This is a genomic window from Bradyrhizobium sp. P3_C3 (genome assembly GCF_056402655.1).
This window is the reverse complement of record NZ_JBFUGY010000013.1, coordinates 209,160-234,010: the sequence shown is the minus strand read 5'-3', so window position 1 is coordinate 234,010 and position 24,851 is coordinate 209,160. Positions and strand designations below refer to the sequence as shown.

Annotated in this window: 18 protein-coding genes; 5 read left to right on the top strand and 13 right to left on the bottom strand. The window is 64.0% G+C overall.

The window, feature by feature from the left end; all coding sequences use genetic code 11:
• Nucleotides 1-28: 28 nt before the first annotated feature.
• The 10 genes from AC1DW2_RS17330 to AC1DW2_RS17285 form a co-directional block, all read right to left on the bottom strand.
• Nucleotides 29-970, bottom strand: coding sequence for a DMT family transporter (locus tag AC1DW2_RS17330; protein WP_175618334.1), 942 nt, complete (start codon nucleotides 968-970; stop codon nucleotides 29-31).
• A gap of 188 nt (nucleotides 971-1,158) precedes the next feature.
• Nucleotides 1,159-1,998, bottom strand: coding sequence for an aldo/keto reductase (locus tag AC1DW2_RS17325; RefSeq protein WP_477006705.1), 840 nt, complete (start codon nucleotides 1,996-1,998; stop codon nucleotides 1,159-1,161).
• Between the two features lie 19 nt (nucleotides 1,999-2,017).
• A complete protein-coding gene (locus AC1DW2_RS17320; protein ID WP_477006787.1) occupies nucleotides 2,018-2,914 on the bottom strand; it encodes an SMP-30/gluconolactonase/LRE family protein in 897 nt (298 codons plus the stop codon).
• 261 nt (nucleotides 2,915-3,175) lie between these two features.
• A complete protein-coding gene (locus AC1DW2_RS17315) occupies nucleotides 3,176-5,881 on the bottom strand; it encodes a nitrate reductase (RefSeq protein WP_477006704.1) in 2,706 nt (901 codons plus the stop codon).
• A gap of 14 nt (nucleotides 5,882-5,895) precedes the next feature.
• Nucleotides 5,896-7,113, bottom strand: coding sequence for an NAD(P)/FAD-dependent oxidoreductase (locus tag AC1DW2_RS17310; protein ID WP_477006703.1), 1,218 nt, complete (start codon nucleotides 7,111-7,113; stop codon nucleotides 5,896-5,898).
• Nucleotides 7,114-7,123: 10 nt separating this feature from the next.
• Nucleotides 7,124-7,552 (bottom strand): globin family protein, encoded by a 429-nt coding sequence (locus AC1DW2_RS17305; RefSeq protein ID WP_063986572.1) that lies wholly within the window; start codon nucleotides 7,550-7,552, stop codon nucleotides 7,124-7,126.
• A 121-nt stretch (nucleotides 7,553-7,673) separates the two neighbouring features.
• The gene (locus AC1DW2_RS17300; RefSeq protein WP_085404430.1) at nucleotides 7,674-9,065 is read right to left on the bottom strand and encodes an MFS transporter; all 1,392 of its coding nucleotides are present in this window, start codon (nucleotides 9,063-9,065) and stop codon (nucleotides 7,674-7,676) included.
• 336 nt (nucleotides 9,066-9,401) lie between these two features.
• A complete protein-coding gene (locus tag AC1DW2_RS17295) occupies nucleotides 9,402-10,196 on the bottom strand; it encodes an ABC transporter ATP-binding protein (RefSeq protein ID WP_208085520.1) in 795 nt (264 codons plus the stop codon).
• A gap of 13 nt (nucleotides 10,197-10,209) precedes the next feature.
• Nucleotides 10,210-11,106, bottom strand: a complete 897-nt coding sequence (gene ntrB / locus AC1DW2_RS17290) for a nitrate ABC transporter permease (protein WP_477006702.1) — start codon at nucleotides 11,104-11,106, stop codon at nucleotides 10,210-10,212.
• A 61-nt stretch (nucleotides 11,107-11,167) separates the two neighbouring features.
• Nucleotides 11,168-12,481, bottom strand: a complete 1,314-nt coding sequence (locus AC1DW2_RS17285; protein ID WP_477006701.1) for a CmpA/NrtA family ABC transporter substrate-binding protein — start codon at nucleotides 12,479-12,481, stop codon at nucleotides 11,168-11,170.
• Nucleotides 12,482-13,152: 671 nt separating this feature from the next.
• Here AC1DW2_RS17285 and AC1DW2_RS17280 point away from each other — a divergent pair.
• Complete coding sequence (locus tag AC1DW2_RS17280) at nucleotides 13,153-13,992, top strand: formate/nitrite transporter family protein (protein ID WP_028146778.1); 840 nt, start codon at nucleotides 13,153-13,155, stop codon at nucleotides 13,990-13,992.
• Nucleotides 13,993-14,047: 55 nt separating this feature from the next.
• Complete coding sequence (locus AC1DW2_RS17275) at nucleotides 14,048-15,784, top strand: bifunctional protein-serine/threonine kinase/phosphatase (RefSeq protein WP_477006786.1); 1,737 nt, start codon at nucleotides 14,048-14,050, stop codon at nucleotides 15,782-15,784.
• Nucleotides 15,785-16,541: 757 nt separating this feature from the next.
• On the opposite strand, the gene AC1DW2_RS17270 is transcribed toward AC1DW2_RS17275, so the two are convergent.
• Entirely contained in the window at nucleotides 16,542-17,459 is a 918-nt protein-coding gene (locus AC1DW2_RS17270; protein ID WP_477006700.1) for an intradiol ring-cleavage dioxygenase, read from the bottom strand.
• Nucleotides 17,460-17,621: 162 nt separating this feature from the next.
• On the opposite strand from AC1DW2_RS17270, the gene AC1DW2_RS17265 reads away from it, so the two are divergent.
• The 3 genes from AC1DW2_RS17265 (at nucleotide 17,622) to AC1DW2_RS17255 (ending at nucleotide 21,910) form a co-directional block, all read left to right on the top strand.
• Nucleotides 17,622-18,896: a serine hydrolase domain-containing protein gene (locus AC1DW2_RS17265; protein ID WP_477006699.1), complete on the top strand. Its 1,275-nt coding sequence runs from the start codon at nucleotides 17,622-17,624 to the stop codon at nucleotides 18,894-18,896.
• A 400-nt stretch (nucleotides 18,897-19,296) separates the two neighbouring features.
• Nucleotides 19,297-20,754, top strand: coding sequence for a sensor histidine kinase (locus tag AC1DW2_RS17260; protein WP_477006785.1), 1,458 nt, complete (start codon nucleotides 19,297-19,299; stop codon nucleotides 20,752-20,754).
• 22 nt (nucleotides 20,755-20,776) lie between these two features.
• On the top strand, nucleotides 20,777-21,910 hold the full coding sequence (locus AC1DW2_RS17255) for a mandelate racemase/muconate lactonizing enzyme family protein (RefSeq protein ID WP_477006698.1): 1,134 nt from the start codon (nucleotides 20,777-20,779) through the stop codon (nucleotides 21,908-21,910).
• Nucleotides 21,911-21,928: 18 nt separating this feature from the next.
• Here AC1DW2_RS17255 and AC1DW2_RS17250 read toward each other — a convergent pair whose 3' ends face one another.
• Together AC1DW2_RS17250 and AC1DW2_RS17245 are read right to left on the bottom strand one after the other, a co-directional pair.
• On the bottom strand, nucleotides 21,929-22,207 hold the full coding sequence (locus AC1DW2_RS17250; RefSeq protein ID WP_354174471.1) for a hypothetical protein: 279 nt from the start codon (nucleotides 22,205-22,207) through the stop codon (nucleotides 21,929-21,931).
• Between the two features lie 97 nt (nucleotides 22,208-22,304).
• Nucleotides 22,305-24,614, bottom strand: coding sequence for a TonB-dependent receptor (locus AC1DW2_RS17245; protein WP_477006697.1), 2,310 nt, complete (start codon nucleotides 24,612-24,614; stop codon nucleotides 22,305-22,307).
• Nucleotides 24,615-24,851: the final 237 nt, after the last annotated feature.

The window sequence follows — 24,851 nt, the reverse complement described above, 5'->3', positions numbered from 1 at the left end:
AGCACGAAGCGGGACACGCGAACTTGCGTCAGGGGTTCGGGGAACGCTCTTCCAGCACCAGCAGCTGGGCGCGGCGGATGCGCTCGCGATGGGCGATGTAAAGACCGCTGGCGACGATGAAGGCAGCACCAGTGACGGTCCAGACGTCAGGCACTTCGCCGAACAGGAAGAAGCCCAGAATGCTGACCCACAGCAACTGCGTGTACGAGAACGGCGCCAGCACCGAGGCATCGCCGTAGCGATAGGCCAGCACGATGATCCATTGGCCCACGGTCGACGCGACGCCGATCACGATGCCGAGCCCGATCGCGGTCCAGCTCGGCGTCACCCAGACGAACGGCACCATCAGGCTGAGGATCGCAACGCCCGTGAGCGCCGAATAGGCCATGGTGGTGAGGACGGCTTCGCGCCCGCTCATCATGCGCGTCAGGATCAGCGCAGCGGCCCAGCAGAATGCCGAGATGATCGGGAAGAACGCGGCGGCGTGAAACGCATTGGAGCCCGGACGCAGGATGATCATCACGCCGATGAGACCGATCGCAGTCGCGATCCAGCGGCGCATGCCGACCTTCTCGCTCAGGAAGATGATCGACAGCGCGGTGACGAACAGCGGTGAGACGAAGCCGGTGGCCGAGGCTTCCGCGATGGGGAGGAAACGGAGACCGGTGATGAAGAACAGCGAGGAGCCGAGCAGCGCGACGCCGCGCATCAATTGCAGGCCGAGGCGATCGGTGCGCATCGCATGCAGCGGCGAGCCCGGCAGCATCACCGGCGTGAACATCAGCGCGAACGTGACGAAGCGGATCCAGGTGATCTCGATCGACGGCAGGCTCGTCGACAGATACTTTGCGGTGACGTCGGAGCAGCCGAGGAATACCGTCGACAGCAGCACCAGCGCGATGCCCTTGAAGGGATGATCGACGCGCGCAGGCGCGCGGCGAGCCTCCTGCTTCTTCTCCGGCACGGGCATGGGAATACTGTCGAGCCTTGCGGCTACGGCGGGCGGCGGTGTCACGGCTGGAACCTGGGAAAACTACGATTCGGGAACGATCGTAAAAAACGACAAATGCGCCGCTTTCACAACTTCCGAAAACAGGATGCCGATATGCGCTGACGACCCCGCGCGTCAATACTCCATTAATAATAGGCGTTTGTGCACTACAACATGGGCAGACTGCGCGGCTTCGGACCGCGCGGAAACGCCGCATCGAGCGCCGAAATCTCATCCTTCGTCAGCACGAGATCGCCGGCCGCCGCATTCTCGCCGGCATGTTCCGCGGACGAGGCCTTCGGGATCGCGAACACCGTAGTTGCACGGGTGAGGAAGCTCAGCGCGACCTGCCGCGGTGTCACACGACGCGCCTCCGCGATGCGTGCCAGCACCGCGCCTCCCTTGCTGTTGCTTGCGGGAAATTCGTCGTGGCCGAACGGAGAGTATGCGACGACAGCAACGCCACGCTTCTCGCACCACGGGATGACCGCATGCTCGATCGCGCGCTCCTTCAGATGATAGAGCACCTGATTGCACGCGATGCGGCCTTCGCCGGAGACGTCGAGAATTTCGTCGAGATCGTCGGCGTCGAAATTGGAGACGCCCCAGGATTTGATCTTGCCGGCCTTCACCAACTCCTCGAACGCGGCGACCGTGTCCTCGAGCGGATAGGAACCGCGCCAGTGCAGCAGATAGCAGTCGAGACGATCGGTCTTCAGCCGCTTCAGCGAGCGTTCGCACGCCGTGATGGTGCCGCCGCGCGAGGCGTTGCTCGGCAGCACCTTTGAAACCAGGAACACCTCATCGCGGCGGCCTGCGATCGCATCCGCGATGACGAGCTCGGCATCGCCGTACATCTCGGCGGTGTCGATGTGGGTCATGTCGAGATCGAGCCCGCGCTGAAGCGCCGCGATCGCGCGCTTGCGGTCGCCATGGTCGAGATACCAGGTGCCCTGCCCGATGACGGAGACGTTCGCGCCGGTCTTGCCGAAGGGTTTTGTGTTCATGTTCGTTCCTTCAGATGCTCTACAGGCCACTGATATCCGCGACCAGCACGCTGCCTGTCGCCGACTCCGTGATATAGAGCCGATCTTTCTTGACGCCACCGATGGCGACATTGGTGCAGCTCGGTCCGGCGCACGACTTGATCCGCGCGATCAGCTCTCCGTTCGGCGCGAACACGAAGACGTGGCCGAGCGAGGCGTGGCCGACGAACAGGCGACCAGCCGCGTCCATGGTCATGCCATCAGGACCGCTGGTGCCGAACAGCGAGCAGAAGCGACCGACCTTCGACACGCTGCCGTCCTTCATGAACGGCAACCGCCACACCGCATTGTCGCGGGTCATGGCGACGAACAGCACGGTTTCGCTGGGGTCGAGCACCAGGCCGTTCGGGCTGATGCCGGTGTCAACAAGGCAATCGAGCCGGCCGCTCGACGTCAGGCGATAGACGCGGCCGCTTGCGTCGTGCAGGCCGGTCTGGCCCTGATCGGTGAACAAGATGTCGCCGTTGGAGGCGAGATGCAGATCGTTGCAGCCACGGAACGATTCCGAGTTGCGGGTGGTCAGGATGGGCCTGATGCGCCCTGCCCCGGCGTCGAGCTCCATGATACCGTGCATGTAGTCGGCCACGAGGATGCGGCCGTCGGCGGCGATCTTCAATCCGTTCGGCCAGCCCTCATATTCGATCACGAGCGACCACGCGCCATCAGGCGCGATGCGGAAGATGCGGCCGAAGGGAATGTCGACGATGTAGAGGTTGCCGTCCTTGTCGAACGACGGCCCTTCGATGAAGCTGTCGGTCGGCACACCCGGCCGGTTGGCATCGGCCCAATCGGTCCGCACGCCCTTGCGGCGGAATTGGTCCGGCATGGTGGAGAAGATCTTGGTTTCGATCAGGCGCGGCGGCGTTTCCAGGTACATCATTGTTGTTTTTGTGCATGTGGAGGGGGATCGCGGCAACATAGGGCACAATCGCGGGCGCGTCGATTGGGCGAAGGACATGGCTGCGTCCACGTCACTCTCGTGTCCCGGACGCGCTGCAGCGTGAAACGCTGCTGCGCAGAGCCGGGACCCAGCAAGGCCAAACACTCTGCTGTTAGATGGGCCCCGGCTCTGCAGCGCATCACTTCGTGCTGCGCAGCGTCCGGGGCACGAGACCGTCTCCCAGTCTGGAGAGATCCCCTACCCCGCAGCCGCCGCGACCTTCGCCTGCTTCGCCGGCGCCACTTCCGTCGTCGCGATCAGCCGCTTCAGCTCAGGGATACATGACCCGCAATTGGTGCCGGCCCTGAGCTTGGCGCCGATCTCGGCCGCCGTGCGCGCGCCGCTCGCGATGGTGTCGCAGATGGTGCCGCGGCCGACGCCGAAGCAGGCGCAGACGATGGGGCCGGTCGAGGCCGCGCCCTCCGTCGATTTGCCTGACAGCAGCATGCGGCGCTGCTCGTCGGTGACGTGATCGGCCACGAACAGGCTCTTCACCACCTCCCAGTCGCCGGCATCATGCGCGGGGCCGACGAACAGGCAGGTCTCGATGCGGTCGCCCGCGAACGAGGCCGCGCGATAAACGCCGCCGCCGAAGTCGCGATAGTCGGCGACGTCCTCGCCGGCGACGCCGTCGAGCCAGGCCGGCCAGCGCGACAGATCCGCATTGTCGGCGAAGAGATAGCCGAAGCCGCCCGTAACCGTGACACGGGTCCACATCAGGTTCGGCGGCAGATCGAGCTGCTTGCGCGACAGCGCAAAGCCGCGGAAGACGTATTCATAAGGCGCGATCGCCGCCGGCGTGGCTTTCGACTCCGGCTGGCCCGAGAACGGATCGGTGAAGGACTGCACGAGCGCCCCGACGCGGCCGTGCGAGGCGTTCATCGCGCTCCAGTGGATCGGCGCGAACAGGGTGCCGCGCTGCTGACGATCGCTGACGACGACCTTCAGGATGCACTGGCCGTAATCGGTGGTGATGCGGGCGTAGCCGTCATGCGCGATGCCGTGTTTGCTGGCATCATCCGGGTGGATCTCGACGAACGGCTCCGGCAGATGCGCGCCGAGACGCTGGCTGAGACCCGTGCGCGTCATGGTGTGCCACTGGTCGCGGATACGTCCGGTGTTGAGCCGCAGCGGACGCGACGGTCCGGTCTCGCCGCGCAGTGACGGCACCTCCGGCGCGACGAAGCGGCCTTTGCCGTCATTGGTGAAGAAGCCGCCGTTCGCGAAGAAGCGCTCGCCGGCCGCCTCGCCTTCGCGCGCCGGCCACTGCACCGGCTTCAAGGCGTCGAAGGCCTCGTCCGAGAGCGCGGTCAGCGCGCCGATGTCGAAATCGCGGCTGCCATCGTTCTCAAACGCCGAAAGCGCCGCGTGCTCGCGGAAAATATCGGCGGCGGATTTGTAGTTGAAGCTGTCGCCGAAGCCGAGCCGCTTTGCGGTCTCGCTCAGAATCCACCAGTCCGGCCGCGCCTCGCCCGGCGCCGGCAGGAACGAGCGCTGGCGCGATATGCGGCGTTCGGAGTTGGTCACCGTGCCCGACTTCTCGCCCCAGGCGAGCGCGGGCAGCAGCACGTGCGGCCCCGCCTCGACCGTGTCGTTGGAGAGCACGTTCTCGGAGACCACGAACAGCTCGAGCTTCTTCAGCGCCTCACGCACGACGTCCGCGTCCGGCAATGACACCGCCGGGTTGGTGCCCATCACCCACAGCGCCTTGACCTCGCCGCGGTTGATCGCCTCGAACAGCTGTACCGCCTTCAACCCTTCATGGGTGGCGATGCGCGGCGCCTTCCAGAATCGCCGCACGCGGTCGATGTCGGGCGGGGTGAAGTTCATATGCGCGGCGAGCTGGTTGGCGAGACCGCCGACCTCGCGGCCGCCCATCGCGTTGGGCTGGCCGGTGAGCGAGAACGGCGAGGCGCCCGGCTTGCCAATGCGCCCCGTGGCAAGATGGCAGTTCAGGATCGCGTTGACCTTGTCGGTGCCCTGCGCCGACTGGTTGACGCCCTGCGAATAGAGCGTGACGACGCGCTCGGTGTCGCGGAACATCTTGAAGAAGGCGGCGACGTCCTGTTCGGACAGACCCGTCGCCAGTGCGGTCGCGGTGACACTGCCGGCGATGTTGCGCGCGCGCGCCAGCGCGTCATCGAAGCCAGACGTGTTCTGCGCGATGTAATCCTGGTCGAGCGCGCCATTGTCGGCGAGATGGACGAGCAGGCCGGAGAACAGCGCAGTGTCGGTGCCGGGCTTGAGGCCGAGGAACAGATCGACGTCGCTGGCCGTGTCGGTACGGCGCGGATCGATCACGATCATGCGCGCGCCGCGTTCCTGCCGGTTCTTCAGCATGCGCTGGAACAGCACGGGATGGCACCAGGCGGCATTTGAGCCGACGAACACGAGCAAATCAGCCTGGTCGAGATCCTCGTAGCAGCCGGGCACGGTGTCGGCACCGAAGGCGCGGCGGTGGCCGGCGACCGAGGACGACATGCAGAGCCGCGAATTGGTGTCGACATTGGCGGTGCCGACAAAACCCTTCATCAGCTTGTTGGCGACGTAATAGTCCTCGGTCAGAAGCTGGCCGGAGAGATAGAACGCGACCGCGTCGGCGCCATCGCGCGCGACGATGTGCTGCATGCGGTGGGCAACGTGGTCGAGCGCATCGCTCCAGGCGACGCGTTCGAGCACGCCCTTGCAGCGGATCATCGGATAGAGCAACCGGCTCTCGAGCCCGACGGTCTCGCCGAGCGCGGAGCCCTTGGAGCACAGCCGGCCGAAATTGGCGGGATGATCCGGGTCGCCCGCGATCGCCGCGCCACCGTTGCCGTCGGGCGTCGCCAGCACGCCGCAGCCGACGCCGCAATAGGGACAGGTCGTCTTGGTGGCGCGGAGCGTGGGATCGATCGCCGTCATATCGAGCTGCCTTATCAAGCCGCCTTGGAGGGACGCGCCAGCGCGCGGCCGAACATCATGTCGGTGCGGATCGCCGCCACCTTGTCGCGATTGCGGATCAGCTCGAGATACCAGAGCGCATCGACGGTATCGCCGATCAGGACCGCACCGGTGAGCCGGCCGTCGGCGATGACGAGCTTCTTGTAGGTGCCGCGCGTGCGGTCTGACAGCACCAGGCTCTCGCTGCCGTCCCCGCCCATGAAGTCGCCGGCGGAGAAGACGCTGACGCCGGAGACCTTCAGATTGGTCGAGACCACGCTGCCCTGATAGGCGGCGGGACGTCCGGCGAGATGCCGCGCCAGCACGCGCGCCTGCTCGTAAGCAGGCTCGACCAGGCCATAGCAGGTGCCGCGATGCTCGGCGCATTCGCCGAGCGCAAAGATGTCGGGCGAGGCCGTCTGCATCTCGTCGTTGACGACGATGCCACGGTTGACCGCGATGCCCGCCTCTTTGGCAAGCGCCACGTTCGGCCTGATGCCGGCGGCGAAGATCACGGCATCCGCCTCGATGCGCGTGCCGTCGGCAAGCTCGACGGCTTCGACATGGCCGTCGCCGTGAATGCGGGCGGTGGAGGCATTGAGCAGGATGCGGATGCCCTTGCGTTCGACCAGCGTCTTCAGCAGGTCGGCCGCCGGCAGATCGAGCTGGCGCTCCATCAGCCGGTCCATCAGGTGCAGCAGCGTCACCGGCGCGCCGGCTTTCGCAAGGCCATAGGCGGCTTCGAGCCCGAGCAGGCCGCCGCCGACCACGACGACGCGCTTCTTCGCCGCAGCGAGCGTCAGCAGCAGATCGACGTCGCGCGTATCGCGAAAGGTGTGCACCCCGGTGAGATCGGCGCCCGGCACGTTGAGCCGCAGCGGCGTCGAGCCGGTGGCGAGCACGAGCTTGGAATATTCCACGCTCTCTTCACCTTCGATCTTGAGCTCGCGGCGGCCGGTGTCGATCTCGGTGACGCGGTAGCCGTAGCGCACGGTGACGCCGCGATGGCGCCACCAGTCCGCCGGCCTCAGCTCGATCTCGTGCGAGCCGGTCTCGCCGGCCAGCACGGAGGAGAGCAGCACGCGATTGTAAGCGAGCCGCGGCTCTTCGCCGATCACCGCGACCGCGTAGCGGCCGAGCGAGGTCTTGGCGAGCTCGTCGACCAGACGCGCGGCCGCCATACCGTTACCGACGATGACCAGCGGTTCACTCACAAGGCATCTCCTATTCGGCGGCCTGCGCCTGTGCGCCATAGGCCTCGGAAATCATGTAGCCGGACAGGACGCCATAGGCGTCGGTCCAAGCCGTGGCGAGTTCGGGTGTCCATGCCTCGCCGAGACCCTTCTCGAGGGTCCAGAGCAAGGTCGCGCCGACCACCGGATAGTGCTCGGCCTTGGCGCCATAGGCGACGTGACGCTTGGCGAGCGCCGAGGCCGCGGGAAGAATCGTCTCGAGCTTCGACAGGCCGCCGACGACGGCGGCGAGCATGCCCATCAGCTTCTTGCGCTGCTCGGTCATGTCCTCGGGAAACATCGCGCGCACGGACGGCGCCACCTCGAACAGGCGATCGTAGAACAGCACCGCGGCCGCCTCTGAAATCGGCGCGACCTTGGAAAAGCTCTGCTGGACGAGGGTGATCTGTTCTGAAGTCATGATGTTCTCCTGTCTGTTTCGGTCTGCCTTTGTCCGCGCCGTTGCGAACAAGGTTCATGGGTCAAACGTCATCAGAGAGTCTTCTCCCCGCGTACGGGGAGAAGCGACATTCGTGCCAAACTCAGACTCGCGCTTCCGCGAGGCTTGACGCGCCCTCACCCTGCGGGCTGCGACGCAGGTAGAACCACCAGGTCAGTCCGAGGCAGGAGGCGTAGAAAGCGAGATAGATCGCGAGCGCGAGCGACGGCCCGCCGGTCATGGCGATCGATTTGCCGAAACCGGTCGGGATCAGATAGCCGCCGACCGCGCCGATCGCGCCGATGAAGCCGACCGCCGCACCGCTCTCGATGCTCGCGGTCTTCAAGGCCGCCGCGCGCGCCGCATCGCCCTTGCCGCGCACTCTGAACAGGTTCTGCTCGCGGAAGATCGAGGGGATCATGCGGTAGGTCGAGCCGTTGCCGATACCCGTCGTCACGAACAGGATCAGGAACATCGCAAGGAAGCCGGTGAAGTCCTTGTGCCCGACGAAGTAGAGCACGCCGACGGTGGCGCCCGCCATCGCGATGAAATTCCAGAAGGTGAGGATGGAGCCGCCGATCTTGTCGGCGAGCAAGCCGCCGAGCGGTCGCGACAACGAACCGACCAGCGGCCCGAGGAACGCGATCGAGATCGAGATCGCCGGAAACTGCGTCTTGATCAGCAGCGGGAACGCCGCCGAGTAGCCGATGAAGGATCCGAACGTTCCGATATAGAGATACGCCATGATCCAGGTGTGCTTGCGCTTGACCACGGCAAGCTGGTTCTTGATCGACGACTTGGCCGTGGTTAGGTTGTTCATGAAGAACACCGCGCCGAACACCGCGATCGCGATCGGCAGCACCCACATCAGGCCGGCGTTCTGGAGGAAGATGCCGTCGACGGGGGACGCCTGGAACAGGTTGATGACCGCGAGCGTCATCAGGATCGGGGTCAGCAGCTGCACGCTGGAGACGCCGATATTGCCGCCGGCCGCGTTCAGCCCCAGCGCCCATCCCTTCATCCGGTCAGGGAAGAAGAAGGAGATGTTGGTCATGCTGGAGGCGAAATTGCCGCCACCGAGACCCGCGGTCGATGCGATCAGCAGCATCAGCCAGAACGGGGTGTCGGGCTGGCCGACGAAGTAGGCGAGCGACAGCGTCGGGATGAACAGGACGGCCGCGCTGAAAATGGTCCAGTTGCGGCCGCCGAAGGTCGTGACCGCGAACGTATAGGGGAAGCGCATCAATGCGCCGATCAGCCCTGGCACCGCGACGAGCTGGAACAGCTGGTCGGTGGTGTAGTGGAAGCCCGCCTGCGGCAGTTTGGTGGTGACGATGCTCCAGATCAGCCACACCGAGAAGCCGATATGCTCGGCCACGATCGACCAGATCAGGTTACGCCGGGCGATCACTTTGCCGCCCGCATTCCAGAACGCCTCGTCTTCGGGGCGCCAATCAGAAATCCACGTCGGATTTCGAGTCGGATTCGTCGTCATTGATAATCCCTTCTTGGCTCACCGCTGCGTCGTTGCAGGCTCAGCCTCCACGCGGAGGCGCGCGCCGAGGCCATGCCCCGGTGGCGAGTTCACGATGCTGATTGATGATGTTGAGGGACGTCGTCGTTGGCGTCGGAAAAGGTATTTCAATTTCCGTGCCAATTGCGCGCGTACGGGAAATACAGGGAATTCAGGAGCTTGTTCGCATTGCCCGAAGTTTTTGCAGGCGTATTTCGCTCGCAAATTTAGCGGTTCGCTCAATCCTTGTGCGGCGCACAAGGATTGAGCGAGGTGTCGATTATTTAGGCGCGCTTATCTTCCTCGTTAAACCTTCGTTTACGCGGCCTCGACGAAGCGATGACGCTCGTAGAGGAACTCGAGCACGCGGTGGCGGCACTTCAAATAGGTGGAGTTGGTCGCAAGATCGAGCCGCTTGCGGGGACGTGCGAGCGGCACCTCCAGCACCTCCCCGATGCGCGCGCTCGGCCCGTTCGTCATCATGACGATGCGATCGGATAGCAGCACCGCCTCGTCGACGTCGTGGGTGATCATCAAAATGGTGTTACCGAGCTTCTGATGCAGCGCCATCACCGAGTCCTGCAGATGCGCGCGGGTCAGCGCGTCGAGCGCGCCGAACGGCTCGTCGAGCAGCAGGACCTTCGGCTCCATCGCCAGCGCACGGGCGATGCCGACGCGCTGCTTCATGCCGCCAGAGATTTCCGAGGGACGCTTGTCCCTGGCGTGGGCCATCTGCACCAGGTTGAGATTATGCATGACCCAGGCGTCGCGTTCGGCGCGGGACTTGGTCCTGGCAAAGACCTTGTCGACGCCGAGCTTGACGTTCTCGTAGACGGTCAGCCACGGCAGCAGGCTGTGGTTCTGGAACACCACCGCGCGATCGGGCCCCGGCGAGTTGACCTCGCGGTTCTCGAGCAGCACGCCGCCGGTGGTGGCGCCGGTCAGGCCTGCGATGATGTTGAGCAGGGTCGACTTGCCGCAGCCGGAATGGCCGATGATCGAGACGTATTCGCCCTTCTCGATCGTCAGGTTGATGTCCTTCAGCACCTCCGTGCTGGCGGCGCCGCGGGTAAAGACCTTGTCGATATGGTCGAGCTTCAGATAGGCGGTCATGTGCCCTTCTCCCTCAGTTCTGCGCCGTGCCGCGGGTGACGATCTTGCCGATGCCCGCGATCAGGCGATCGAGCACGAACCCGACGATGCCGACATAGAACAGCGCCAGGATGATCTCGCTGATATGCGAGGAATTCCAGGCGTCCCAGATGAAGAAGCCGATGCCGACGCCGCCGATCAGCATTTCGGCTGCGATGATGGCGAGCCAGGACAGGCCGATGCCGATACGAAGGCCCGTGAAGATGTAAGGCGCCGCCGCCGGGATCATGATCTTGCCGAAGAACTCGAGCGGATTGAGCTGCACCACCGCGGCGACGTTGCGGTAGTCCTGCGGGATGTTGCGGATGCCGACCGCGGTGTTGATGATGATCGGCCAGATCGAGGTGATGAAGATGACGAAGATCGCCGAAGGCTGGCCGTCGCGGAACGCCGCGAGCGAGAGCGGCAGCCAGGCCAGCGGCGGGATGGTGCGCAGCACCTGGAACAGCGGATCGAGCCCGCGCATCGCCCAGACCGACTGCCCGACCAGCACGCCGAGCGCGATGCCGGCGATGGCGGAGAGCGAATAGCCGAGCGCGACGCGCTGGAGACTGGCGGAGAGATGCCAGAACAGGCCCTTGTCGATGCCACCATGATCGAAGAACGGATCGAAGATCAGTTCCTTGGTGTCCTTGAACACCTTTGACGGCGGCGGCAGCGCCGAGCCGGCGCGGCGGCACACCAGCTCCCACACCAGCGTCAACAGCGCGATCACGACCAGCGGCGGAATCACGCGCACGGCGGTCTCCCTCGCCATACGCGCGTAGGCCTCTCTGCGCGGCGGACGCTTGAGCGTCATCGCGACGACCGGCGCGGAAGCACCCGCAGGCGTCGCAGTCTCAACCTCAATCTTCGTGGCAGGCATGTTCATTGAAAATCCCTCTCCGGCTTCAAAGGACGACGCGGCCGCCTGACGGCGGCCGCGGGCTCCATCAGACTTCGACGCGCTTGATCGCGAGCGATTTCAGATAGGCAGCCGGATTTTCGGGATCGAACACCTTGCCGTCGAAGAAGGTCTCCTTGCCGCGCGAGGTGGAGGCTGGAATCTCCGAGGCTGCGACACCGAGGGTCTTGGCAGCATCGCGCCACATGTCTTCGCGGTTGACCTTGCCGATCAGCGCCTTGCTGTCGAAGGAAGCTTCATATTTGCCCCATCGGATGTCCTCGGTCATGAACCAGAGATCATGGCTCTGGAACGGATAGGAGGCGAAGTCGCGCCAGTACTTCATGATGTGCGGTGAGTTCTCGACCACCTTACCGGCATTGCCGTAGTCGAACTTGCCCTTGGCGCGATCGGCGATGTCCTCGACCGGGCAGTTGATCCACTGCCGTTTCGCCATGATGGTCGCGAGTTCCTCCTTGTTGTCCATCTTGTCGGCCCATTGCTGCGCCTCCATCACGGCCATCAGGATCGCCTTGGCAGCCTTCGGGTTCTTGTCGACCCAGGCCGCGCGCATGCCGAGCGACTTTTCGGGATGCTTGCTCCAGATCTCGCCGGTGTTGACGGCGGTGTAGCCGATGCCCTGATGCACGAGCTGCCCGGGCCAGGGCTCGCCGACGCAGAACGCGTCCATGGTGCCGACCTTCATGTTCGCCACCATTTGCGGCGGCGGCACGGTGATGGTCTCGACGTCCTTGTCGGGATCGATGCCGCCGGCGGCGAGCCAATAGCGGACCCAGAGGTCATGTGTGCCGCCCGGGAAGGTCATCGCGACCTTGGCCGACTTGCCATCGGCCTTCTTCTTCTCGAACGCCGCCTTCAGCGCCGACGCGTCGGCACCGACCTTGAGGTCGGCATATTCCTTGGCGACCGAGATGCACTGCGCATCGAGATTGAGCCGCGCCAGGATGTACATCGGGGTCGGCTGGTTGTTCTGCGTCACCTTGCCGGCGGAAATCAGATACGGCATCGGGGTCAGGATGTGCGCGCCGTCGATGCCGTTCCCCTCCGAGCCGAGCACGAGATTGTCGCGCGTGGTGCCCCATGAGGCCTGCTTCTGCACGTCGGTGTCGGGCACGCCGTATTTGGCGAACAGGCCCTTGTCCTTGGCGACGAAGAGCGGACCGGCATCGCTCAACGCGATGAAGCCGAGCTTGGCGCCCTTGACCTCGGGGCCTGCGTCCTGCGCGAAGGCGCCGGCGGGGAAATTCAGCTTGGCGGCGGCGAGAAGAGCGGCGGTGCTGCCGGCGGCCTTCAACAATTGACGGCGGCTCAAGCCCGAGGGCTGGCGGGTGCGCTTGGTCATAGGCAGTGTCGTCCTTTGCATCGTTGCAGAATTGATGGCGTCAGTGCTCGCGAGCAGCCCGTCCGTCCGTGACGCCAGAAAGAGGCGCATGCGAACGCATGGCGGGAGAGACCCCCGTCTGGTGGCGTCGGCAAATCGGATGAGAAGTCTCGCGGGACGGCTTCAATGGCGTCGGCTTGAATGATTCAAGCTTCATGCCAAGCCCGCCACGTCGAAAACCATCGAAAAATGAATGGGTTATTGATGCCGCGCCAGACTGTCGCAGGCATGCTGCGCACGCGGAACTTGCGGATTGCTCATTCCTTGTGCGCCGCACAAATCTTATGCAGCCGCCCAAGCAGAAGGCCCTGCGTTCGCAAAAGTCAGCTGAACGCGCGCAACATCCGATTGATATCGCTAGACTTTTCTAACACGCCCACACGGCACGCAACTTGCTTCTTCACCGACGTCAACGAAGACTGCGGCTTGCCGCATTGTTGCAGCCTCTGGCGGCTGCATCCCGGAAGCTCAACTGCTTCGCGGCCCTCCCGGCTCAGTCCTCGTGACGCGATTCCCAAGGCTTCCAAACCTTCCATAGCCCTCGTGCGCGGCAGAGCTGTCCGCACGGCCAATGATGTTCAGCTGCGCTCTCGGGCGTGTCGATCTCACTTACGAAGCAAAAGGAACCATTGATGTCGTATCTCGCGCCTTCGGAATTCGTCACCAAGATGGTGGATGCGGGCGAGTCCAAGATCTTCATGTCCACCCGGGATACTGCCATCCGCGCCTTCATGGCCGGCGCCATCCTCGCACTCGGCGCGTGGTTCGCCATCACCATCAACGTGAACACGGGCCAGCCGCTGATCGGTGCGATACTGTTTCCGGTCGGCTTCATCATGCTGTACCTGCTCGGCTTCGATCTGCTCACCGGCGTGTTCGTGCTCTCGCCGCTCGCTCTGATCGACAAGCGTCCCGGCGTCACGCTTGGCGGCGTACTGCGCAACTGGGGCCTGGTCTTCGTCGGCAACTTCGCCGGCGCCTTCACCGTCGCCTTCATGATGGCCTTCGTGACGACGTTCGGCTTCACGCAAGACCCCGACAAGGTCGGAGCGGCCATTGGAAACATCGGCGAAGGCCGAACGCTCGGCTATGCCGCGCACGGCGCGGCCGGCATGGCGACGCTGTTCATGCGCGGCATGCTGTGCAACTGGATGGTCTCGACCGGTGTCGTCGGCGCCATGATCTCGACCTCGGTCCCCGGCAAGGTCATCGCGATGTGGATGCCCATCATGCTGTTTTTCTACATGGTGTTCGAGCATTCCGTCGTGAACATGTTCCTGTTCCCGTCCGGCCTGATGCTCCATGCCAAATTCTCGATCATGGATTATCTGATCTGGAACGAGATCCCGACCGTACTCGGCAACCTCGTGGGCGGCCTCGCCTTCACTGGCATGACCCTCTACGCCACCCACGTCATGACCAAGCCGAAGCGTCAGGCCGGCAAGGCTGCGCCGACCCGCGTTGCGGCCTAATACGTCTCGACAGAGGAGCCTCGCCCGACCAGGGTGAGGCTCCCTTCGCCTGGTGATGACGATGACCCGCGGACTCCTGATCTCTGTCGGCCAGCACTCCGACAAGGGGCGCAAGCCCGTCAATCAGGATTTTCACGGCGTCCTGATTCCGCAAGAGCCGCTGCTCAGCCTGAAGGGCATCGCCGCCGTTCTCGCCGACGGCATATCCAGCAGCACGGTGAGCCAGATCGCCAGCGAGTCGGCGGTCAAGAGCTTCCTGATGGACTATTACTGCACGTCGGAATCCTGGACGGTGAAGACCTCCGCCCGCCGCGTGCTGGACGCGACCAATTCCTGGCTGCACGCGCAGACGCGCAAGAGCCAATATGCCTATGATCGCGACAAGGGCTATGTCTGCACCCTGACCGCCATGGTCATCAAGGCGACCACGGCGCACATCTTCCATGTCGGCGACTGTCGCGTCTACCGCGTCGCCGGCAAGGCGCTCGAGCAACTGACCGACGATCACCGCATCATCGTGTCGTCGGAGCAGACCTATCTCGGCCGCGCGCTCGGCATCAATCCGCAGCTCGAGATCGACTACCAGACGGTCGAGATCGAGGCCGGCGACACCTTTATCCTGGCGACCGACGGTGCCTACGAATTCGTCGATCAGCGTTTCATCACCAGCGCACTCGGCGAGCACGCAGCCGAGCTCGATGGCGCGGCAAAGGCGATCGTCGAGGAAGCCTATCGACGTGGCAGCGACGACAACATCACCGTCCAGATCCTGCGCATCGACGCGGTGCCGCAGCGCGAGCCGGCCGGCATCTTCAATCAGACGTCACAGCTGCCGCTTCCGCCGCTGCCGGAGCCGCGCGCGGTCTTCGACGGCTACAGGATCATCCGGGAAATCCACGGCAGCAGCCGCAGTCATATCTATCTCGCCGTCGATGTGGAGACCGAGGCACCGGTCGCGCTCAAGCTGCCGTCGATCGATTTGCGCGACAACGCCGCCTATCTCAAGCGCTTCCTGATGGAGGAGTGGATCGCGCGCCGGATCGACAGCCCGCACGTGCTGAAGCCGCTGTCACAGTCGCGACGGCGCAGCTACCTCTACGTCGCGACCGAATTCGTCGAAGGGCAGACGTTGAAGCAGTGGATGACCGACAATCCGCGCCCCGATCTCGAAACCGTCCGTGGGCTGGTCGAGCAGATCGCCGCGGGGCTGCGCGCCTTCCACCGCATGGAAATGCTGCATCAGGACCTCAGGCCCGACAACATTCTGATCGACAAGACGGGCACCGCGAAGATCATCGACTTCGGGTCGGTCAGGGTCGCGGGCGTCGCGGAGGCGGCGCCGCGAGACGAGGCCGACGACATCCTGGGAACGGTCCAGTACACGGCTCCGGAGTACTTTCTGGGGCAAGGCGGCTCGCCGCGCTCCGACATGTTTTCGCTGGCCGTGATCTGCTACCAGATGCTGACGGGAAAGCTTCCCTATGGCACCCAAATCGCCAGGATCCGGCGCAAGGCGGACGCGCGGAGACTTCAGTATCGTCCGGCCGACGACGACCGCAACGTGCCGGCCTGGGTCGACGGCGCGCTCAGGCGCGCACTCCATCCCGATCCCTACAAGCGGCACGAGGATCTGTCCGAATTCGTCTTCGAGCTTCGCACGCCTAATCCGGCCTATCTAGACGCACGGATCACGCCGCTCCTGGAGCGCAGCCCGCTGATGTTCTGGAAGCTGACCACGGCAGCGCTGGCCTGCGTCGTCGTCGTGCTGCTGGCGCTGCTGCACGCGCGATAGGGCGCAGAAGGGCGCAGACGTCCACTTCTAGCGGCCAAGTGGAACCATTATCGCTCGTCAGAGCATTGCCGCTGGTGACCCATATGCGACATCGGCCAAATAGCCCAAACATCGCGCGATTAGCTGGGTTTAAAGGTTGATTGCGGCTAGACGTTTTTGCGCTCGACTATGCCGTCGCGACGGCGTTGAATCCGCTACGCGGGCTCTTTTGTTTCAAGGAGGGAGGACCGAAAAGTGAAGACAACGATCATCGCACTTTGTGCCGCCGCTCTCATCGCCGCCGCACCAGCCGCGCTTGCGCAGGGTGTACCAGGCAAAGCACTTGGTCTGCAGCATAAGATCTCTAAGAGGCATCACCCGGGCGTCCCCGGCTACGCTCCGCTGCATGAGCTGCAAACAATGGGATCGAAGAAGGGCCATCCGGGAGCTTTCGGTTACGCGCCTAATGAACCCAGTCGTTTAGACAGAAATCTCGAAGCGTCCAGACAAGCTGGTGGTGGCGGCGGCGGTGGCGGAGGGAGTGGCATGTGAACCCACGCGCTGCACGAACAGGCGGTATCCGTCCTGCTTAATCGGGACGCTCCGAGGACGTTAAGGCCGGCTCGCCTCGCGTCTTCTTTATGTTCGCAGTATGTTTGTTGTTGGCCCAACTCGGACATCCAGTGAGGTCCGCTGTTGCGCAGCTACCAGAAGCACAGCGGACGTCGCACGCGCCCTGACTACCGAGCGGCCGAATGTGCGCTCCAGCTGCGAGCCATCACGCCGGCTCCTCCGCCTTCACCCCCAGCGGCTTCGGCGCCATGCCGCCGCCGGGCTTGAGGTGAAATTCGTAAGTCATCAGGTGCCACTGCCCGTTTGCCTTGGAGCCGTCGGGCATCGCGGGATCGTTGCGCGGCTCGACCTTGGCGACGAGGTCGTCCTTGACCCCGAACACCACGTCGGAATCGAGATATTTGTCGCCGTCCATGAAGACGTGCGTGATCAGCGGCTCGTAACCCTTGGCGTTGACCAGGAAGTGCACATGCGCGGGACGCATCGGATGCCGCTTGGTCTGCATGATCATCTCGCCGACCGGGCCATCGGTCGGGATCGGATAGCTGCAAGGCAAAATGGTGCGGAAGAAGAAGCGGCCGTCGGCGTCGGTGATGAAGCGCGCCCGCGCCGAAGCGCCGACCTCGTCGTAGTTCGGCTTCTGTGAATCGTAGAAGCCGTCATCGTCGGCATGCCAGACGTCGACGGGAACGCCCGCAAGCGGCTTGCCCTTGAGGTCGGTGACGCGGCTCTGCACGAACATCCGTTCGCCGGTCTGATTGTTCGGCGAGATGTCGGTGCCGTGGGCCGTGACCTTGTGCTCGCCGACATAGAACGGGCCGAGCACCGTGGTCTGGGTGGCGCCCTCGCGATCCCTATGGTTGACCGCGTCGACCAGCATGGAGACCCCGAGCACGTCGGAGAGCAGGATGAATTCCTGCCTTGTGTCGGTGCATTTGTGGCCGGTGCGGGTCAGGAAATCGATGGCGTATTCCCATTCCTCGAAGGTGAGACCGGTCTTGCTCACGTAATCGTGCAGCGACTTCACCAATTCCTGGAGCAGGAATTTTGCCCGCGCATCAGGCGTATTGTCGAAGCTCTTGACGACGGCTTCAGTGAGTTCGGTCTCGTTGAACTGGGTCATGCTGCGTTTGCCCTGAGTTTTCTCGTTGGCCCGGATGGGCTCCTTGGAGGCGTTCCAGAGCGCAGCCTACACCAGCAGGCCCGGCCGCGTTAAGCGCAACCGGCTTGGAATGGGGCCGGCATTTCGCTATCAACTTTCCRACAAAACGCCCCGGAGGAACTGATGCTCGCCCCTACCCCCGCCTCGCCCGAATCCGTCGGCATGTCCAAGGCTGCGCTCGACCGCGTCGATGCGCATCTGAAGAGCCGCTACATCGATGCCGGCCGCTTTCCGGGCACACACCTGCTGGTCTACCGCCGCGGCAAGGTCGCCCATAGCTCGGTGCAGGGCTTTGCCGACGTCGAGCGCAAGGCGCCGGTCAAGGACGACACCATCTACCGCATCTATTCCATGACCAAGCCGCTCACCAGCGTCGCCTTCATGATGCTGGTCGAGCAAGGCCTCGTCGCGATCGACGAGCCCGTCGCCAAGTACATTCCGGAATGGAAGGATCTCGGCGTGTTCGTCGCCGGCACCGCGCCGGCCTTCCTGACCCGGCCGCCGTCCCGGCCGATGCTGATCGTCGACCTGCTGCGGCACACCGCCGGTCTCACCTACGGCTTCCAGCAGCGCTCCAACGTCGATGCCGCCTATCGCACCGAGAAGATCGGCGAGGTCGAGAAAGCCGGCACGCTGCAGAGCATGATCGAGGCGCTGGCAAAAATTCCGCTGGAGTTCTCGCCGGGCGAATCCTGGAACTACTCGGTGGCGACCGACGTGCTTGGCTATCTCGTCGGCAAAATCTCCGGGATTCCCTTCGAGCAGTTCCTTAAAACTCGCATCCTCGATCCGCTCGGCATGACCGACACTGATTTTCACGTGCCGGCCGCCAAGGCGCATCGCTTCGCCGCCTGCTACTCCGCCGATCCGGGTGGCGGCATGACCTTCCATGCCGGCCAGCGCCGCGAGGGCCTGACGCTCCAGGACGACCCGACCCAGAGCTCGTTCCTGTCCCCGCCCTCGTTCATCTCGGGCGGCGGCGGACTATGCTCGACGGTCGCCGACTATCTCACCTTCTGCCGTGCGCTGCTCAATGGCGGCGAGCTGGGCGGCGTCCGCCTGCTCGGGCCGAAGACGCTCGCGCTGATGACGAGCAACCACATTCCGGGCGGCCGCGCGCTGCCGGAGGTATCGCGTTCGCTGTTCTCCGAAGCCACCTATAACGGCATCGGCTTCGGCCTCGGCTTTGCCGTGACCATGCGCCCGGCGGAGACGCTGATCGCCGGCAGCCCGGGCGAATATAATTGGGGCGGCGCGGCCACGACCTCGTTCTGGATCGACCCGGCCGAAGAGCTGATCACCATCTTCATGACGCAGGTGCTGCCGTCGAGCGCCTATCCGCTCCGGCGCGAACTGCGCAGCATGGTCTATGCCGCGATCACCGAGAGCAATCTCTGATCTGCGTCTCAACAAGAACGGGCCCTCGCGATCGATCGCGAGGGCCTATCGTTGCCTAGTGCATATGGCCGACCGGATAAATTCCGCCGCCGAGCACCAGAACGGCGGGCACGGCCCACAAAATCAGAACTAGCATTGCGTCATTCTCCTCAGTTGGACGTGCAGACCTTGACGGTCTTCATGCCGCTATCAGCCTCGGTGCGCGACTTGACGCCCGCGACCGCGCTGCAAAATCCCGCTCTGACGTGCTCGCCGGACGCGAAAATCGTGGCGCGGTGCAAGTCTCACCCGTATGGTCTCCCCAAAATCATAATCCGGCGCCGCTGCGCTGGAACCGGGACGCCCGCGCTTGTCAAAGCTCACTCTGCCGGTCCGGCTCGCTCTTCTGGTCACGGGAACGATGTTGCCGCTGATCGTCTTTGCGGTCGGGATTGCCTATTCCAACTACCGCCAGGACCGCAGCGACGCGACACGACGCGTGCTGGAGACGGTGCGAAGCATGCGCCTCGTGCTCGATTCCGAAGTGCAGCGAATGACCGGCGGCTTGCAGGTGCTGGCGCTCAGCAACGCCCTGCAAAGCGGCGACTTCGACGACTTCCGCCGGCTGGCAACCGGGTTCATCAGCCAATATGGCGAGGACAGCGTCCTGCTGGTGGCGGACGGGAGCGGGCACCAGCTGTTCTCGACCGTCACGAGTGAAACGACAAACCTGCCGCCCCGCAACAATCGCGAGATCGTCGAGCGGGTATTTGCGAGCAAGTCACCGCAATATTCCGACCTGTTCACCGGCTCGACCAAGAACCGGCCGATCGTGACCGTCGAGGTTCCCGTGCTGCGCAACGATGAGGTCGTCTACGCGCTCTCCTTCAGCCCGCCGATCGCGACATTCCAGAAACTGGTCGAGCAGCAGCGGCCGAACGATCAGTGGACGGTGTCGCTGCTGGACACCAAGGGTCGCGTGTTCGCGCGCGCGCCCAATCCGGCCGAGACGTTCGGCAAGCAGGCCTCCGGCGCGCTGAACGATGCGATGGCCCGGACGCCGGAGGCGACCCTTTCCACCGTTTCGCTCGATGGCGTCGCGCTGTCCTCCGCCTATACGAGATCGCGGCTGACCGGCTGGACGGTCGTGGCCGGTGTCGCCGAGAGATCGCTGATCGCCCCGCTCTGGCGCGACATCGCGATCACCAGCCTGATCGGCGGCATCCTGCTGCTGACCGGCCTGACCTTCGCGGTGCGGATGGCGACCACGATCGCGCGCGGCGAGATGCTGCACAATCTGCTGATCGAGGAGCTCAACCATCGCGTCAAGAACACGCTGGCCTTGATGCAGGCGATCGCGGTTCAGACCTTCCGAAGTTCAAGCCGGGACGAGCGGACCAAGTTCGAGGGACGGCTCGGTGCGCTCGCTGAGGCGCATAATCTCCTGAGCCAGGAGAAATGGGCAGGCTCGGAGCTGAGGGATGTGATCGCGCGCGTGCTCCAGCCGTTCCTGCTGAGCAATCCCGATCGCATCCGCATGGCCGGCCCCGCCGTGCCGCTATCGCCGCGGCTCGCCGTGGTGCTGTCGATGATCGTGCACGAGATCGCCACCAACGCCGCGAAATACGGCGCGCTGTCGAACGAGACCGGCCGGGTCACGCTGGACTGGGAGGTCATCGCCGACACGCCGAAGCCCCGGCTGCGGCTGATCTGGAGCGAGATCGGGGGACCGCCGGTGACGGAACCGGTGCAGCGCGGTTTCGGCTCGCGCCTGATCGAGCGCAGCGCGCGCGACCAGCTCGGCGGCGAGGCGACGGTCGACTTCCTGCCGCGCGGCGTCGTCTGCACGGTGACGTGCGTGCTGGACGAGGCGCGGTGAACGGATTGAAGGAACATCGGCGATGAAGATCACCAAGGTGCGCACGCACATCCTCGAAGCAAAGCTCTCGCAGCCCTTCGCCTATTCGCGCGCCTGGTACGACACGCGCACCGCGATGCTGGTCGAGATCGAGACGGATGACGGCCTGTCCGGCTGGGGCGAATGCTACGGGCCGGCGCGGATGACGGCGGCGGTGGTGCAGAGCATCGCACCCTTGCTGATCGGCGAGGATCCGCTGCGCACCGATGTGCTGTGGCAGATGGTCTACGCACGCTTGCGCGATCACGGCCAGAAGGGCGTCGTGATCCAGGGCCTGAGCGGCATCGATATCGCGTTGTGGGACATCAAGGGCAAGCATTTCGGCGTGCCAGCGCATCAGCTTCTCGGTGGCGCCGCGCGCAAGGAGATAGCGGCCTATGCGACCGGGCTCTACCGGCGCAAATCAGGCGATCCGCTCAAATACCTGCCGGAGGAAGCGGCCGGCTACGCCGCGGAAGGTTTCCGCGCCGTGAAGCTGAAGGTCGGCTTCGGCATCGCCGAGGATGCCGCGGTCACCCGCGCGGTGCGCGAGGCGATCGGCCCGGATGTCGCGCTGATGGTCGATGCGAACCACGCCTATGACGCAGTGGCGGCGATCCGGCTCGGCCGCATGATCGAGCGCTACGACATCGGCTGGTTCGAGGAGCCGGTGCCGCCGGAGGATGTCGCGGGATATCGCGCGGTGCGATCCGCGCTGACGATTCCCATCGCCGGCGGCGAATGCGAATTCACCCGTTTCGGTTTTCGCGACCTGTTCGCATCGCATGCGCTGGACATCGCCCAGCCCGACACCTGCGCCGCGGGTGGCCTCTCCGAATGCAAGAAGATCGCCGACATGAGCGAGGCGTTCGGCATCCGCTACAATCCGCATGTCTGGGGCACCGGGATCGCGATCGCGGCCTCGCTGCAGCTCCTCGCCGTGCTGCCGTCACACACGCCGACCTCGCTTGCGCCGATCGAACCGATGCTCGAATTCGACCGCACCGAGCATCCGATCCGGCAGGCGATTTTGAAGGAGCCGATCGAGCACGAGAAGGGTTTCGTGCGGGTGCCTGACAGACCTGGGCTAGGTATCGAGATCGACCGCGAGGCGCTCGCGCGCTTCGCGGTTCAATAGAAAAAGCGGTCGACGCCGTTAATTCGGCGGCACGTCGATCGGAACGAGAAACGCGAAGCCATATTTGGCGTCCTCGCCGCGCGCCTCATCGAGGCCGCGTCCAAGTTCCACCGCGGCAATCTCGGCGGGAAGCGCGAGCCTGACCTGTCGGACATGATCCGGGCACAGGAGAGGACGCCCACCTGAACGCATGCTCTCCAATTCCTGGACGAACCATGCTTCCTGCACGCGCGCCCGGGCGGATCGCAGTGAGCTGGCCGAGAACGCCAGAACCGGTCTCTGGTTGATCTCCAGCACGAAGCAGCGCTGTCGCGCCGCCTGTGCGGCGCGATTGCTCTTGCGTGCCGTCGACCTGCCTTCAGCTCGGCCACTCGCGCGTGTCATCTCAACACCATCAGAAGTTCGCCGTGGCTGACAATCTGAACACACGTGGAGACCCCGGCGTGATGTTGTTATTCCCGTCCGCGGTCGAATAGTACTTCCGGTCGAGGAAATTTTCGATGTTGAGCTGGGCCCGCCAGGTCTCGTTGAGCCTGAAGAACACGGCGGCGTCCACCCGCGTGAACTCCGGGATCAGCACGGTGTCGTCGGACGATGCGAAGAAGTTCGAGTAGTGGATCACACCGAGGCCCGCGGCCCACTGCTCCGTGAACTGATACCTGTTCCAGAGGGAAAAAGTATTGTACGGCACAAGTCCCACGCGGTTGCCGGCGACAATGGTCGCGGAGTTGTTACTGGTGATCCGCGCATCCGTGTAAGCGTAGCCGCCCGTGATCTGCCAGGCGTCCGTCACGTAGCCTGTCAGAGACGCTTCGAGGCCGCGGGTCTTGGTGGCTCCGCTCAGGATGAAGAATCCCGCATTGTTGGGATCGGCAAAGCGCTGATTGGTCCGGTCCAGTTCGTAGATCGCCGTAGCGAACTGCAGGCTCGGGAAGATGTCGTATTTGAGCCCGACTTCCTTGTTCACGAACTTCTCGGGCGCTGCGATGGCCAGGCCCGGTGTCAGAGCGCTGAACTGGTCGCCGGCGCTCGGCAGATACGAGATGCTGTAGCTGCCGTAGATCGACAGGTTTTCGAGCGGCTTGAACAGGACACCGACGCGTGGCGACACCAGATCATCGACCCGGTTGAGCTCGACGAATGTGCGGCGGTCTCGCGACGTCAGGTCGAAGTGATCGAACCGCAGGCCGCCGATCAGCTCCAGATAGCGCGTGATCTCGACCTGGTCCTGGACGTAGACGGCGCCGAGATTGAGCTTGTAGGTGTTGTTGGCATCGGTACCCCCGTTATTGGCGAAAGTGACCGGAACGTACGACGTCGGATTCCTCGGATCGATCGTGATGGTCGACGATACGCCATTGAAGAGCCCGCTCTGCCGGTAGTTCAGGCCGTTCTGACGGCCCACCTCGGCGCCGAAGACGACGGTGTGACGAATTGGGCCCGTCCCGAATTTGTAGGTGAGATCGGTCTGGTTGAAGTAATTCGTCCGGTCGGTCTCGTTGTTGTATGCTTGCAGATTGCTCGAGGTTCCGGCGGCATTGACGGCACCGGAATTGGCTCCTCCGCCCGGATAGATGTTCTGGTAGAACTTGTCGTAGTTGGCGATCTGCGACGAATTCTTGATCGTCCACCCGTTCTCGAAATCGTGCTCGACGACAGCGGTTCCGATATCCACGTCGGCGAGCGCATAGTTGAGGTTGGGGTTACCGAAGAACGCAGACGGCGACGTATCGTAGGGATAGCGCGGGAAGGCGTTTCCGGGGCGGATCTGCGAGGGGATGCCGCGATCGACGGTACGCCGGTCGTGCAGATGCTCGTAGCTCAGCTTGACCGTCGTGGTGTCGTTCGGCGCAAAGGTCGCGGTAGGATTGATCGCCCAGCGTTCGAGGTTGACGAAATCACGATAGCTCTGCGTATTTTCGTACATCGCGTTGAGGCGGAAGGCCCAGTTCTCGTTGATCGCCTGGCCGACGTCGGTGGTCACGCGGGCGCCGGGATAGGAATTGCCGCCGACCGTCACCTCGCGAATGGTCGTACCGTCCGCCTCCTTGAGTACGCGGTTGACGACGCCACCACCGCCGCCGCGGCCGAAGATCATCGCGTTCGGCCCCTTCAGGACCTCGAGCCGCTGAATGTTGTAGAAGTCGCGAAAATACTGGACGTCGTCGCGGATGCCGTTGGTGTAGAAGTCGGCGTTGCTGCGCTGGCCGCGGATGACGAGGTCGTCGCGATGCGATTCGCCCTGATGATAGATCACGCCGGGCACATAGCGGGTCGCCTCGCCGATCGAGGTGAAGGCCTGGTCCCTGATGAAATCCTTCGTCAGCACCGTCACCGACTGCGGCACGTTGAGGAGAGCCGTATTGGTCTTCGTCGCGCTGGTCACGCTCCGCGTGACATAGCCCTTCTGGCCGGTACGCGCGTCCTGATTGTTGACGCTCGGCGGCTTCTTCTCGACCGGTGCGACGGTGGTCGTCCGGCGATTCGATCGCGCTGCGCGCGAGGCGGCCGCGGTCTGCGCCCGGCGGGCGCGCTGCTGCGGAGCGGAAACGACGACTGACGGCAAGGCTCCCGCCGCCTGCCCCTGCTGTGCGGAGGCCGGGCCCGCCTCCATCGTCAGCCCGCCACTGAATGACAGCGCCGCCGTTGTCGACAGCAGAAAACCACGCAACGCCTTACGGCCACCCCAACAACCCAATTCCATCTGCAACGCCCCAAAAGCTTCGCGTGCCGCTCTGAAAGACGGCTTCGCGGTCCCAAACTGGGGCGCATCTGCAATGCGAAGAATTAGATGAGGATTAGATCGGATTTAGAATAGGTCGAGCCTCTCTACGCTCACGCCCAAATTTGTAAGAGTTCTAAATTGAGGCGCAGGCGGTTGACCATTTGGCCGCGGTGTCGAATGTGGCGCTTGGTGCTGCGACGCGCCACCACTCCAACA

Coding starts and splice junctions, on each gene's coding strand:
- AC1DW2_RS17330 (WP_175618334.1), bottom strand. CDS start 970: ATGCCCGTGCCGGAGAAGAAGCAGGAGGCTCGCCGCGCGCCTGCGCGC.
- AC1DW2_RS17325 (WP_477006705.1), bottom strand. CDS start 1,998: ATGAACACAAAACCCTTCGGCAAGACCGGCGCGAACGTCTCCGTCATC.
- AC1DW2_RS17320 (WP_477006787.1), bottom strand. CDS start 2,914: ATGTACCTGGAAACGCCGCCGCGCCTGATCGAAACCAAGATCTTCTCC.
- AC1DW2_RS17315 (WP_477006704.1), bottom strand. CDS start 5,881: ATGACGGCGATCGATCCCACGCTCCGCGCCACCAAGACGACCTGTCCC.
- AC1DW2_RS17305 (WP_063986572.1), bottom strand. CDS start 7,552: ATGACTTCAGAACAGATCACCCTCGTCCAGCAGAGCTTTTCCAAGGTC.
- AC1DW2_RS17300 (WP_085404430.1), bottom strand. CDS start 9,065: ATGACGACGAATCCGACTCGAAATCCGACGTGGATTTCTGATTGGCGC.
- AC1DW2_RS17295 (WP_208085520.1), bottom strand. CDS start 10,196: ATGACCGCCTATCTGAAGCTCGACCATATCGACAAGGTCTTTACCCGC.
- ntrB (WP_477006702.1), bottom strand. CDS start 11,106: ATGAACATGCCTGCCACGAAGATTGAGGTTGAGACTGCGACGCCTGCG.
- AC1DW2_RS17285 (WP_477006701.1), bottom strand. CDS start 12,481: ATGACCAAGCGCACCCGCCAGCCCTCGGGCTTGAGCCGCCGTCAATTG.
- AC1DW2_RS17280 (WP_028146778.1), top strand. CDS start 13,153: ATGTCGTATCTCGCGCCTTCGGAATTCGTCACCAAGATGGTGGATGCG.
- AC1DW2_RS17275 (WP_477006786.1), top strand. CDS start 14,048: ATGACGATGACCCGCGGACTCCTGATCTCTGTCGGCCAGCACTCCGAC.
- AC1DW2_RS17270 (WP_477006700.1), bottom strand. CDS start 17,459: ATGACCCAGTTCAACGAGACCGAACTCACTGAAGCCGTCGTCAAGAGC.
- AC1DW2_RS17265 (WP_477006699.1), top strand. CDS start 17,622: ATGCTCGCCCCTACCCCCGCCTCGCCCGAATCCGTCGGCATGTCCAAG.
- AC1DW2_RS17260 (WP_477006785.1), top strand. CDS start 19,297: ATGTTGCCGCTGATCGTCTTTGCGGTCGGGATTGCCTATTCCAACTAC.
- AC1DW2_RS17255 (WP_477006698.1), top strand. CDS start 20,777: ATGAAGATCACCAAGGTGCGCACGCACATCCTCGAAGCAAAGCTCTCG.
- AC1DW2_RS17245 (WP_477006697.1), bottom strand. CDS start 24,614: ATGGAATTGGGTTGTTGGGGTGGCCGTAAGGCGTTGCGTGGTTTTCTG.